Annotated in this window: 5 protein-coding genes; 3 read left to right on the plus strand and 2 right to left on the minus strand. The window is 75.5% G+C overall.

Going from position 1 to position 13,491, the window contains the following annotated elements:
- Positions 1–156: 156 nt before the first annotated feature.
- From WMF17_RS03875 to WMF17_RS03885, 3 genes are all read left to right on the plus strand, one after another.
- A complete protein-coding gene (locus tag WMF17_RS03875) occupies positions 157–4,896 on the plus strand; it encodes a hypothetical protein (RefSeq protein ID WP_437648168.1) in 4,740 nt (1,579 codons plus the stop codon).
- Positions 4,893–10,661: a hypothetical protein gene (locus tag WMF17_RS03880; RefSeq protein ID WP_437600614.1), complete on the plus strand. Its 5,769-nt coding sequence runs from the start codon at positions 4,893–4,895 to the stop codon at positions 10,659–10,661. The genes WMF17_RS03875 and WMF17_RS03880 overlap by 4 nt, the downstream gene beginning before the upstream one ends.
- A gap of 163 nt (positions 10,662–10,824) precedes the next feature.
- A complete protein-coding gene (locus WMF17_RS03885; protein WP_437600615.1) occupies positions 10,825–11,241 on the plus strand; it encodes a YkgJ family cysteine cluster protein in 417 nt (138 codons plus the stop codon).
- 78 nt (positions 11,242–11,319) lie between these two features.
- Here the strand turns inward: WMF17_RS03885 and WMF17_RS03890 are convergent, their stop codons facing one another.
- Positions 11,320–12,975: a phytoene desaturase family protein gene (locus WMF17_RS03890; protein WP_437600616.1), complete on the minus strand. Its 1,656-nt coding sequence runs from the start codon at positions 12,973–12,975 to the stop codon at positions 11,320–11,322.
- 62 nt (positions 12,976–13,037) lie between these two features.
- Entirely contained in the window at positions 13,038–13,469 is a 432-nt protein-coding gene (locus tag WMF17_RS03895; RefSeq protein ID WP_437600617.1) for a hypothetical protein, read from the minus strand.
- Between the last annotated feature and the right edge of the window lie 22 nt (positions 13,470–13,491).

A 13,491-nucleotide genomic window follows, 5' to 3' on the forward strand; every position in this document is an offset into this window, starting at 1 on the left:
CGCTGATCGGGCCCGCCCCCTGCCCGGCGCGCTTTACTCCGCGACGCTCGGTTCGCTACTCTCCGCCATCGTCATGCGTTGCGCAGAGATGAGACCCCCTTCGGAGGCGTCGCTAGCGAGATGACGGTTCAGGCACCCGAAGGGCAGGTGGAGAGCATGACGGCCCTGATCGCGCGGCTTCGCGCGGAGCAAGGCGACCAACCGGAGCGACAGCTCCAGGCGCTGCTGCTGCACGAGCTCGGCGCGCTCGAGGAGGCGCTCGGCGAGGAGCCCACGGCCGCGCGCGACTACCTCGCCGCGTTCAACGCCGATCCCCAGTTCCGCGAGCCGCTCGAGGCGCTGGTCCGCATCCTCACCCGGCGCAAGTCGATCAAGAACCTCGGCAAGCTGCTCGACGCGCTCACGCGCGCCGCCGCCACGCCCGAGGAGCGAGCGCGCGCGTTCTGGGAGCGCGCGGCGTACCTCCAGGACCACGAGCAGAACCTCTCGGCGGCCAAGGAGGCGCTCGAGGAGGCGGCGCTCAGCAACCCGGAGGACGCGACCCCGTGGCTCGAGCTCGAGCTCATCGCGGCCAAGGAAGGGGACATCGCCGGCCGCATGCGCGCGATCGAGGCCCGCGCCGAGCTCGCGACCGACGCGACGTGGAAGGGGCTGCTCTTCATCGAGCTCGCCGACCTCGCGGCGGCGACCGAGAACGTGGAGCGCGCCTACGAGCTGCTCGACGCGGCCGCCGCGCTGGAGGGGCGGGCGCGCTTCCGGTCGCAGCTCGCGCTCGAGGCCATCGCGCGGCGCGAGGAGGACCTCGGCGCGCTCGCGCGCGCCCTCGAGGGGCAGGCCGAGCTCATCGCCGACGCGCTCGACGACGAGGCGAGCGGCGAGGCCAACGGCGTCCCGCGGTACATGCGCAAGCCGGAGTACGCGGCCGACGCGTGGCTCCGCGCCGCCGAGCTGACGCAGCGCGCGGGGACGGGCGGCTTCGCGTCGCTCCTGGAGCGGGCCGCGGAGCGGCTGCCCCAGTCGGCGCTGCTCGGGCGGGCGCGCATCACCGCCCTCGAGGCCGCCGGCGAGGCCGAGGCCGCCGCCGGCCTGGCCAAGCAGGAGATCGCGCGCGGCGCGAGCGGGCCCGGCGCCGCGGCGCTGTGGCTCCGCATCGCCGAGGCGGCGGCGCTGGCGAGCGACCGCGACGCGGCGCTCGCGGCGCTCCGGAGCGCGCTCACGACCGACCCGCAGTGCATCCCGGCGCGCGCGCTCGAGATCGATCTGCTCGGCGACGGCCAGGACCCGTCCGCGTTCGCGGCCTCGCTCGAGACAACGGCGGCGTCGTACGGCAGCGACGAGGCGAGGGGACGCGCGCTGCTCCTCGCGGCCTACGTCTGGGCGGTGCGGACGGACGACGTCGGCGCGGCGAAGGCGGCCCTGTCGCAGGCCGGCATGGCCGGCGTGCATCCGGGCGTGCTCGCGCGCTTCGGGCGGTCGTTCGCGGCGCTCCGCGGCGACGCGGCCTGGTACGAGGAGTCGACGAAGCGGCTGCTCTCGACCGGCGTCGACCCGGCCGAGAAGGCGAGCCTCTGGTTCGAGATCGGCAGGAGCCGTCTGCTCCGTGGCGACGCGGGCGGCGCCGAGGGGGCCTTCGCCGAGCTCGCCGCCGCTGGCGCCGACGACGACGGCCCCGCGCCGAACGCGTGGCTCGGGAGGGCGCTCGGCGCCTTCGCGGTCGATCTCGTTCGCAGCCGGCGCGAGCGCGGCGACGAGCCCGGCGCCCCCGGCCCGCGGCGCTCGCCGATGGTGATCGAGGCGCTCGCGGAGGTCGAGGGCCCGGAGACCGCGCGCGGGCTGTGGCTCGTCGCGGCCCTGCGCAGCGCGCGCAGCGGCGAGCTCGATCGCGCGCGGAGCCGGCTCCGCGCGCTCTTCGAGCAATCCGCGGACGACGAGGTCATCGCGGTGTTCCTGGCCGAGCTGGAGCGGCGCGCCGGGAGCCCCACCTCCGCGGCCGCCACGCTCTCGACCTGCGCCGCGGCGATCGACGACGCCGATCTCTCGGCGGCGCTGCACATCGAGGCGGCCATCCTGCTCTGGCGCGCCGGCGAGCGCGGGCGCGCCGTCGAGGAGCTCGAGGCGGCGCGCGGCAAGGCGCCGCGGGCGGGGGCGACGGCCCTCACCTGGGCGCTCCGCGGCCACGAGGCCAGCGACCTCGACAGCCGGCGCCGCGCCCTCGATGTGGCGGGCGAGGCGGGCGAGGACCCGGCGGCGCTCGCGCTGTCGCGGTTCGGCCTCGAGATCGGCGCGGCCGAGGGAGGCGACGCCGACGAGGCGCTCGCGACGCTCGAGGCGCTGGAGTCGCAGGCGAGCGACGATCTCGCCCTGGCCGCCGCGCTCGGGCGGCTCCTCTGGCAGCCGGCGCTCGAGCAGCGGAGCGCCGTCGAGCGCGCGCTCGACTACGTCGAGGAGCGGGGCGACGGCGCCGCGTCCATCGCCCACGCCGAGCGCTTCCGCCTCGCGCGCACCCTGGATCACGACCGCGCGCGCACCGCGGCGCGCGCCGAGGCGTGGGCCGCGGCCGACCCGAGCCCGCACGCCGAGCTCGAGTGGCTCGGCGCGGCGCTCGGCGCCGAGGACCGCGACGCCGAGGTCGCCGCCCGGAGCGCGCTCGCGCGCCACATGGACGGCGAGGCCCGCGCGGCGATGGAGGCCTCGGCCGCGATCGTCGGCGCGCTCGACCAGCCGAACCTCCCGCGCCCGTTCCTGACGGGCGAGCACGCGCCTGCGCAGCTCGCCAACCTGGAGCTCGCGCTCCCCGGCTGCGATCCGCGGCGCCGCGCCGCGGCGCTGCACGGGCTCGGCGACGCGCTCGGCGAGGACGCGCAGCTCATCGCGCTCGGCCTCGCGGGCTGGTCGGACTTCGCGGCCGGCGATCACGAGCGGGCGCTCGCCGCGTTCCGCACGGTCGTCGAGCGGAGGCCCGACGACGTCGCCGCCTGGGAGGGCGTCCGCGCGACGTCCGAGGCGCTGCGCGACCCGGTCTCGACGGCGCTCGCCTCGGCGCAGCTCGGGGCGCTCTGCAAGGACGACGCGCGCGGCGCGGGGTTCTGGGAGAGCGCGGGGCTCCTGCTCCTCCAGCACACCGAGGCCCACGAGGACGCGGAGATCGCCTTCGACCGCGCCTTCTCGCGCAACCCGCGGCGCGGCGTCGCCTTCGACCGGCTGTTCCGCCGGGTGCGCGCGCGCAACGAGGACGATCGGCTGCTCGACATCATCGAGCGGCGGCTCGGCGTGGCCGACAACGACCTCGAGATCTGCAAGCTGTTCTGGGAGCGCGCGCGCGTGCTCCGCAAGAAGGGCAAGCTCGACGATGCGCTCGCCGCGCTCGAGAACGTGACGCTGCTCGAGCCGGACCACATCGGCGCGCTGGCGCTCTCGGCCGACATCTCGAAGGCGCAGGGCGACCTCGGCCAGGCGGCGGCCTTCTACGGCGAGCTCTCGCGCGTCGCGAAGGCGCCCGGGGAGCAGCGCCTCATGTCGGGGATCACCGCGGTCGACGCGTACGAGAAGCTGGGCGAGCACGACAAGGCGCTCGAGGTGCTGGTCAGCCTGCACCGGGCCGGGCTGTCGACGCTCCCCGTCCGCGAGCGCCTCGTCCGGGTCGCCGCGCGCGTCGGCTCCTGGGACGAGGCCACGCGCCTGCTCGAGGAGCTCATGGTCGAGCGCGACACCCCCGCGGGGCGGATCGAGGCGGCGCGGCTCGCGATGGCCATCTACCGGGACCAGCTCGGCGCGCCTCGCCGCGCCGAGCGGGCGGCGGCGAAGCTCCTCGACGAGGCCCCGGACGACGGGGAGGCGATCGATCTCGTCCTCACGACGGACTACGACCCGGCGTTCCGCACCCGCGTGCTCGGCCGCGCCAAGGCGACGCTGATCCAGGCGCTCGCGTCGGACCCGATCGACGCGGACCGCGTCGCGCTCCTCGCGAAGATCGCCGGCGCCGGGCAGGACGCGGCGCTCCGGCAGGCCACGCTCGGCGCGCTCGTCGCGCTCGGCCGGAGCGACGACGGCATCTCCGCGGAGCTCAGGAAGATCGACGCCCGCGTCCCCGCGCGGCCGCAGATCGCCCTCGACGCCAAGGCCATGGCCGAGATCGCCGATCCGCTCGACAGCGGGCCGGTCGGCGAGCTCTTCGCGAAGATGGCCGAGACCCTCTCCGTGACGCTCGGCCCCTCGCTCGTGTCGCTCGGCGTCGGCAAGAAGGACCGCATCGACTCGCGCGGCGGCCACCCGCTGCGCGTCGCGGTCGCCGAGTGGATGGGCGCGCTCAGCTTCGAGACGGACTTCGAGCTCTACGTCGGCGGCCCCAGCCCGCACGGCGCCACGGGCGTCTACGGCCAGCTGCCGGCGCTCGTGCTCGGCCCCGAGATCACGACGCCGCTCGACGCCGCCTCCCGCTCGGCGATCGCGCGCGAGGCGTTCGCCCTGCGCCGGGGCATCACGTCGCTCCGGACCCGGGACGACAACACCGTCGCCTCGCTCGTCGCGGCGGCGTGCATCGAGGCGGGCTTCGCGGTGCCGCAGCCGCCCTACGCCGTCTTCGGCGAGGTCTCGCGCGCCATCCACAAGGAGATGTCGCGCGCCACCCGGAAGGCCATCGCCGACGTGTGCCAGCGCATCGTCTCGAGCCAGCAGGACCCGCACCACTGGGCGCAGGCCGCGCGCAGGAGCATCGACCGCATGGCCGTCGTCGCCGCCGGCGACGTCTCGTTGGTCCTCTCGGACATCCTCAGTACCCCGCGCGAGCAGCTCGGCGGTGTCGTCGCCGAGAGCGAGCGGGCGCGCCAGCTGGTCGCGTTCGTCCTTTCGCAGAGCTACCTCGAGCTTCGGAAGAAGCTCGGGATGGGGGTCCGGTGAGCAGCAAGAATCCGCAATCCAAGAGCTCCTCTGGCGGCGGCGACGAGGGCACCCCGTCGCAGGAGAAGATCACGGTCCCGCCGCCGGCGATGTACGGCGCGGCGGTCTCGGACGACGACGTCGAGGAGGCCACGCTCCTCGCCAAGATCCCCGACGAGCTCATCCAGTCGATCCGCGCCGAGGAGGGGGAGCGCGCCGGAGAGGGCGGCCTGAAGCAGCTGTTCTCGCGCGAGCCGGTGCCCGTGCCCGCGAGGCCGGCGCAGAGCGCCGGAGAGAGCGACGCGCTGCTCGACATGCTCTTCGAGGACCCGCGCGCCGACGACCCCGACGACGGGGTCGTGACCTCGGCGCCCGCGCTGACCGGGCCGCGTCGGGCGACGCCCCCCGTGCCGCCACCGCCGCGGCCCCCGTCGCTGCCCCGCCCCGCGGCCACGCCCCGCTCGGGCAGGCCGGGCGACGCGAAGGCCTCGCTCGGCGCCGAGCTCGCGCACAGCGATCGGACGCCGAAGATCCCGGCGCGGGCCGCGTCCGCGAGGTCTCCGGTGCTGCGCCCGCCGCCGGCCGCCGCCCCGCCCCCGCTGCCGCCGCAGACCAGGCGCCCGGACGAGGTGCAGGACGAGGACACCGCCGAGCCGGGCGACCGCGCGACGCCCATCCCCGACGGCGGCGACTCCCCGTTCGAGTTCGCGCCGCCCAGCGTCGTCAACAGCAGCCGGCTCGCGAAGGCGCCGGGCTTCGACGACGCCGACACGACGGGCTTCGACGACGAGGAGACGAACGCCCTCGACGAGCCCGGGCCCACGACCCGACCGTACGCCGGCGTGCCGTCCGCCCCCCCGAGCCACTGGGATCAGCCCACGATCGAGAGCGATCCCGGCGAGCTCGTGGACGAGTCCAGCCTGCTCGACGGGTCGGCCGACATGGAGGACGATCTCGCCCAGACGCGCGTCGCGAGCCGGAGGCCGGAGGTCGGCCGGACGTTCGCTCCGCCGCGCTCGTCCGCGCCTGTCAGCGCGCCCGAGAGCCTCCCGCCGCTGCCGTCGATCCCGCCGCCCGCGTCCGTGTTCGACGGCGAGCAGGACGCGAGCGCGATCCTCGTCCAGTCGCAGCAGCGCGACGTCTGGGCGGCGCGCGCTGCCTGGCTCCGCGCCGAGGCGGAGCTCATCGAGGACCCGGCGGCCCGGGCGCGCGCGCTGCTCCCCGTCGCCGAGCTCTTCGTGATGGCCGGAGAGGACGCCACCGCCGGCGCCGTCGCGGCCGAGGCGCGCGAGCTCTCTCCGGGCCTCATCTTCGCGCACCGGCAGCTCCGCGGGCTCCTGATGCGCGAGGGGGATCTGCCCGCCGCGCTCGATGCGCTGGAGAGCGAGACCCGCATCCTCGGGACGCCCGCCGCGCGCTGCCACAACCTGGCGCTCGGCGCCGAGCTCTCGCGCATCTCGCTCGCGGACCCCGAGGGCGCGCACAAGCGCCTGGAGCTCGCGGCCCGGATGCACCCGGCCGATCCGCGCGCGCACGTCCAGCGCTTCTGCGACGCGCTCGCCGCGCCCGACACCGACGCGGCGGCCTCCGCCACGATCGCGAAGCTCCGCCTCCCCGACGCGCCCGAGCTCGCGCCGCTCGCCGCGGCGTGCGCGCAGGTCGCCGCGCACCGCGGCGCCTCGCGCCGCGGCCGCGCCGCGCCGGCCACGCCGTACGAGGCGCTGCTCCGCGCCCGCGCCCTGCTCCGCGCCGGCGACCTGGCCGAGGGCCTTGCGAGCCTCGAGCCCCTGCGCAGCACCTCGCTCGCGCCCGGGGTCGCGTGGCTCACCGCCGCCCTGAGCGCCGCGCGCAAGGAGACCCGCCCGGCGGCGCTCGGCGCGCTCCGCACCGTCGCCTCCGGCTCGCACGGCGGCCAGGCGCGCCGCGCCCTCGCGGCGCAGGCGATCGAGCTCGGCGACGCCGCGGCCGCGCGCGAGGCCACGCTCGACGACGGCGACGCGTTCTCGCCGGCCGATCGCATCGTCCTCTCGGCGCTCGCCGGCGGCTCCGCGGGCGAGATCGAGCCGTGGCTCACCGCCCTCGCCGACGATCCGGAGTTCGCGCCGCTCTGCGCCGCAACGAGCGCCGCCCTCAGCGACGCCGGCGGCGACAGCGCGGCGGCGGACGGGGCGCCCGCGCCGCGGGGCGTGCGCGCCCTCGGCGGCCCCGGCGCCCGCGCCGCCGCGGTCCTCGGCCGCGCGCTCTCCCGCGAGGCTGTCCCGGCCGAGGGCGGCATCGACGCGAGCGACGCCTTCTCCCGCGCGGTGGCCACCTACGGCGACAGCGCGCCCGAGAGCCCGCTCTTCCGGGCCCTCTCGCTCGAGCTCGATCTCGACGGCGATCGCGGCGCCCGCGTCGCCAGGGCCGTCGCGGCGCTCCGCGAGGTCGCGTCCGAGCGCGACAGCGCGCTCGCCGCCGCCGTGATCGCGGAGGTCGCGGGGGATCAGCGGGCGGCCATGAGCGACCTCGATCGCGCCCGCGCCGCGGATCCGCAGCACGAGGGCGCCGCGCGCGCCCGCGCCGCGCAGGAGAGCGGCGTCGGCGCGGCCCGCATCCTCGCGGAGCACGCGCTCACGCTCGAGGAGGGGCCGCGCGCCGCGGTGCTCGTCACCGAGGCGGCGATCCGCCTGCTCGACGGCGGCGACAACGACGACGGCGAGCGCCTGCTCTCCCGCGCCGCGCAGATCGATCCGAAGCTCCCCGTCGCGCTCCACCTCGGCGAGCGCAGCGCGCGCGCCCGCGTGGATCGCGACGGCCTCCTCGAGTGGCTCAGGACCCGCCGCGAGAGCGCGACCGACCCGCTGGAGCGGGCCCACGACCTCGTCCGCGAGGCGCTCCTCGTCGCCGAGGCCGATCCCGCGTCGGCCGCGTCGCTCCTCGAGACGGCGCACCGCTCGCGCCCGCAGGACATCGGCCTGCGCGAGCTCTTCGAGCGGCTCGCGCCGGAGCCTCCGGCCGACCGCGCCGCCTGGCGCGCCGAGCGCGCCACCGAGCTGATGCGCGCCCTCCACCCGGGCGACGACGGCCGCGCCTCGGGCGACGCCGACGCCCGCGGCGACGACCGCGCTGCGACGGGCATCGAGGCCGCGCGCCTCGCGCTCGAGGCCGCCCTCGAGTACGAGCGCGCCGGCGATCTCGCGCAGGTCGCCGCGTGCGCCAGCCAGGCCATCGCCGCGGGCGACGAGGCGCTCGCGCCGATCGCCCTCTACCGCGCCGCCGTCGCCGGCCACGGCGCCGGCGAGCTCGTCGACGCCCTGATCCCGCGCGCCCGCGAGGCGGAGGACGCGACCGAGCGCCTCGAGATCTACGAGCGCCTCGCGGAGCTCGACGAGCTCGGGCGCAGCGACGCCGGCAGCGCCCTGCTCTGGCGCCGCTCCGTCCTGGAGGAGACGCCGCACCACCTGCCCACGCTCCGCCGCGTCGCCTCCTTCCTCATCGGCGAGGGGCGCGACGAGGAGCTCGAGCCGATCGCCCTCGAGATCGCGCGCGTCCTCGACGGCCCCGAGGCGATCGCGCACGCGCTCCTGTCGGCGCGCCTGCGCCTGCGCGTGTTCCCGTGGGAGGAGACGTTCGAGCCGGTCCAGATCGCGTACAGGAACGAGCCCCGGGGCATCTGGTCGCTGCGCCAGATGGCCGCCCACGCCCGCGCGAAGGCCGAGCACGCCCTCGCGATCGAGGCGGATCGCCAGCTCATCGAGCGCACCGATCGCCCGTCCGAGGCCGCTGCCCTCTCGGTGCGCGCCGCCAAGGACGCCCTCCTCGCCGGCTCGATAGAGGACGCCGTCGCCTTCTTCCGGCACGCGATCACGCTCGTCCCGCACTACCTCGTCGCGCACCTCGACCTCGCCGATGCGCTCGAGCGCGGCGGCGAGGCGGCCGCCGCCGCGGCGGCGCTCGAGTCCGCGGCGGGCGCCAGCGTCGGCTCCGAGGGGCGCGCGCACTCGCTCTATGCCGCCGCGGTGCTCTGGCAGGACAAGGTCCAGAACGCCGCGCGGGCCCGCGACGTCCTCGAGGCGGTCGCCACGGTCGACCCCTCGTACGCCGACGTCTTCTCGCGGCTCAAGGCGATCTACATCGCCGAGGGCGCGCGCGCCGAGCTGGCCGCCCTCCTCGAGCGCCGCCTCGACGCGGTGACGGATCCGGCGGAGCGGGTCGAGATGGAGGTCCTCCGCGGCCGGGCGCTGGCCGACGTCGGCGACGCCGCGGCCGCGAAGCGGGCGCTCGCCGCCGCGCTCGACGCGAACCCCGACCACGTCGAGGCCCTGTCCGCGTTCGCGGACGTCTGCGCAGGCGAGGGCGACTGGGCCGGCGCCGAGCAGGCCTGGATTCGCCTCGCGCGCCTCGTGCCGGATCCCGCGAAGCAGGTCGCGATCTACCTCCGCCTCGGCGAGCTCTACGACGAGCACCTCCCGAACGCGGAGCGCGCCGAGCTCGCCTACCAGGAGATCCTGAAGCGCGCGCCGGGCGACGTGAGCGCGCGCGAGCGCCTCGTCGCGCTCTACAAGCGCGAAGGCGACGGCGTCCATGCGCTGGAGCAGCAGAACCTCCTCATCAACGCCGCGGAGGTGCCCGAGCAGAAGTGCCGCCGCACCGCGGAGCTCGCCGAGATCTACGAGTCGATGGGGGACCTGAAGAAGGCCGAGGCCACGCTGCTCACGGCCCGCAAGACGTGGCCCAAGGACGACTTCGCGCTCGGCGCGCTGGCGGGCTACTACCAGCGCACCGAGCAGGTCTCTGCGGCCAACGTCCTGCTCGATCGCGCCCTCGCCGACGCCCGCCGCGCGCTCACCACCGGCCGCTTCGAGCCGTACCTGTTCGCGACGGTCGCGACGGTCGCGGAGCTCCGCGGCCGCGCCGGCGCCTCGAGGATCGCGCGCGCCACGGTCGCCGCGCTCGACGGCCGCGAGGCGGCGATGGGCGGCGCCGGCAACGCCGCCGGCGCGGCCCGCCTCGACGTCCACCTCGCCCCGGACCTCATGACCGCGGCGTTCCGCGAGCTCCTGCTCAAGACGGGCCCGCTGCTCGACGCCGCGGTGCCGTTCGATCTCGACTCGATCCGCGCGACGCCGCTGCCGCCGCAGCACGCCGACATCACCGACCTGGCCCGCGGCATCGGGGCGGCGTACGGCCTCCCCAACCTGCAGGTCTACGTGACGGGCGCGCTCGGCGCCGTCTGCGTCCCGGCCTCCTCGAGCCCGCCGAAGATCGTCCTCGGGCAGTCCCTGGTCGCCTCGCCGCGCGAGGACGTCCGGCTCTTCCTCATCCACCGCGCCGTCAAGATCCTCCAGACCAACGGCTCGGCCTTCTCGCGGACGGCGCCGATCGACCTCTGGCCGCTGCTCGCGGCCTACCTGAAGGCGTTCACCCCCTCGTGGGCGCCGCAGGGCGCCGACGCAGGTCGTCTTCGCGAGTACCAGGGCCGCATCGATCGGGTGATGACGGGCGGCGTGGATCCGAAGCTCAGCGTGCTCGCCGCCGACGTCATCGGCTCGATCGGCAACCGGGCGTCGACGCTCAGCACGGCGATCAACGGCTGGGGGAACCGGGCTGCGTTCCTCGCGGTCGGCGACCTCAACATGGCCCTCACGGGCATCGCCTGGTCGGGCGGCCACACGAACGCGCCGCCCGCTGCGGGCAAGGAACGCGTCACCTGGATCGGACGCAACGCGGAGGCGCGCGACCTCATCGTCTTCGCCGTGAGCGACGGCCTGGCCGAGGCCCGGGAGCAGCTCGGGTTCAACGAGTGAGGGCGCGCGCGCTCGTCGCGGCGCGCCGTCGCGCTATGTTGAGCGCGCGCCGTCGCGGGTACTTCGCCGTCGCGGAGGCTTGCGCGGCCGCGTATGCTCCGCTGCCTGCCAGCGAGCGCTCCGCCTCTTCCCACCGGCATCGGCTGCACGTCCCTCACGACCCATGACGACGACCCTCAAGGCCAAGCGCCGCGTCTCTTACGACTGCTCGAAGTGCCCGGCCTACTGCTGCTCCATCTACGAGCGGGTCGAGGTGACGCCGCGCGACATGCGCCGGCTCGCCCGCCATTTCGGTCTCACGCTCGAGGCCGCCGAGGAGCGTTTCACGAAGCGCTACAGCGGCGAGCGCATCCTCCGGCGGCAGTCGGATCCGGTGCTCGGCCGGGTCTGCCGCTTCCTCGATCTCACGACGCGCGGCTGCACCATCTACGAGGCGCGGCCCGAGGTCTGCCGCGACTATCCTGGCAAGCCGCGGTGCGGCTACTACGACGTGCTCCAGTTCGAGCGGGAGACGCAGGACGATCCCAACGTGATGCCGCTCGTGCAGATCACGTTCCGCTCGAGGACGCCGTCGGGGTAGCTCCGCCGAGGGGGGTGTTCCGGTCGCTCTGTTTCGCCGGTTTCGCCGGTTTCGCCGGTTTCGCCGGTTTCGCCGCGCTCACGCCGTCTCGTTGCGCTCGTCCGCGTCGACCTGCGCCCCGGCGCTGGCCTTGCTCTTCTCGCGCAGCCACTCCTCCGGCCGGTCGGCGGGGTAGACCCGCAGCGAGCCGTCTGCCGGTCCGAGCAGATCCTCGACGCGCGCCACGCCGGTGATGCGCTGCGCCGCCATGAGGCCCGACATCGCGGCGCCGGCCACCCCGTGGCTCAGCGTGCTCGCGCCGCACTGGTACAGCCCCGGGATCCTCGTCCCGATGGAGAACGACAGCGGTCCGAGCTGCCAGGGTGTCTTGGCGGTGCCGTAGGCGGCGCCCCGGTGCGATGCGCAGTAGAAGTCGTTGGTCAGCGGCGTCGCCACCGAGCGAAACGCGAGCGCGCGGGAGATGCCGGGAATGACGTGCTCCGCCGCGGCGATCATCTGATCCCCGAGCGACTCCTTGAGCTTCTCGTACTCTGCCCCTCGCTCGCCCGTGCGGGTCTTGTCCCAGCGCGCGAAGGGGTCGTGGGGCACGAACGTGAACATCTCGATCGTGTGGTGATCGCCCCGGGTCGGGTGGCCCGGATCCTTCAGCGTCGTGATGGTCAGGAACAGCCCGTCCACCGCGCCGCGCGGCAGCTGGCGCTCCGCGCGCTCGTAGATGCGACCCACGTCCCTCCCGCGGTACCACCAGTAGTTGCCTGAATCATATCCCATCGACCGTAGATCCATGTCCACGGCGCAGAACACGCTGAGCAGGCTGACCGAATACTCCATCCGCTGGACTTTCCGGCGCTCGCGGGCGGTCAGCTCGGGCGGCAGCAGCTCGCCGTAGGTGATCGCCGGGTCCGCGTTCGAGACGACGCTCGCCGCGCGCAGGGTCTCTCCCCCTTCCAGCTCGACGCCGGCCGCGCGCCCGCGCTCGACGAGGATGCGCCTCACCCGCGCGCGCATCCGGACCTGCCCTCCGAGCCGGCGCAGCGCCCGGATCATCGCGAGCGGTATGCGCCTGGCGCCGCCGCGCGGGTAATACCCGCCGTCGAGATAATGGCAGACGATGCTCGCATGGATCGGCAGCGCCACGCGCGACGGCGAGAGGCCGTGATCGCCCCCCTGCGCGGCCAGGAACGCGCGCAGCAGGGGGTCGCGGACGGTCGCGTTCAGCAGATCTTCCTGGGTGCGAAACCCCCAGCGCACGAGGTCCGGCGCCTTGAACGGCACGAGCAGGACCTTCGGGAACTCGAGCATCGTGTCGAGGCGGACGAGGTCGTCGTTGAGCCCGCGCAGGACGCGGAAGTACCGCTCGATGCCCGCGGCCTCGTGCGGGAACCGCGCCGTGAGCCGGGCGATGAGCCGCTCGAGGCCCTTGGGCACGTCGAGCCGATCGTCGCCGACGATCAGGTGATCGAGCCCGTCCGGGTTGAGCTCGCAGAACTCGAGATCTCCCGAGAGGCCGAGCCCCTCGTAGAGCCGCCTCACGGGGCCTCCGGGGCCGAGCCCGCCGATGTAGTGGACTCCCGGGCTGAACAGATAGCCATCCAGCGAGAAGCTGTGGGTCCACCCGCCGGGGAGGTAATGTTGCTCGACGACGATCACCTTCTGTCCCGAGCGCGCGAGCGCGAGCGCGGCCGTGAGCCCGCCCGAGCCTGATCCGATCACGACGGTATCCGCGTGCTTCATACATCCCCCCTCGGACTCCGATGCTCCGAGGAGGAGCCAGGCTGCGCGATTCTACCCCTCGGTCACCTGCCGCCGTCCGGCGGCGCCCCGGCGTCGGGCGGCGCCCTGTCCTCCTTCTCCATGCCCGTGAGCGGCAGCGGACAGACGACCGGCACGGCCCGGCTCGGTGTCTGCGCCGACTCGCGCATGCATGTCTTGCCGGTCAGGCGAAGGCGCTCGCCCACCTGGAGGTCGGGTGGGCATACGATCGGCTGGGATGCCGAGACGAGGTCCCCGTCGATCCAGAAGAGCTCGCAGCCATCGTCCGTCCGCCGCAGATGGTAGTGCCGCGTCGGGCGCCGCGGCGCCGGCGTGCCCTCTGCCGCCAGCGCGGCGCCGCCGTCGAGCGCCGGCGCCCCCGCGCCCTCCCTCCCGGCGTCGCCCTGGCACGCCGCGATCCCGGGGAGGAGCGCAGGCAGGACCCGGACGAGGAGCCTGGCCAGTCGGCGCTGCAACGTCGGCGACGGCCTCTGGGCC

Source organism: Sorangium sp. So ce362 (assembly GCF_051519845.1).
Taxonomy (GTDB): Bacteria; Myxococcota_A; Polyangia; order Polyangiales; family Polyangiaceae; genus Sorangium.

Bases quoted from the DNA above. Each gene is read 5' to 3' on its own strand.
- WMF17_RS03875 (WP_437648168.1), top strand. From the start codon at position 157: ATGACGGCCCTGATCGCGCGGCTTCGCGCGGAGCAAGGCGACCAACCG.
- WMF17_RS03885 (WP_437600615.1), top strand. From the start codon at position 10,825: ATGACGACGACCCTCAAGGCCAAGCGCCGCGTCTCTTACGACTGCTCG.
- WMF17_RS03890 (WP_437600616.1), bottom strand. From the start codon at position 12,975: ATGAAGCACGCGGATACCGTCGTGATCGGATCAGGCTCGGGCGGGCTC.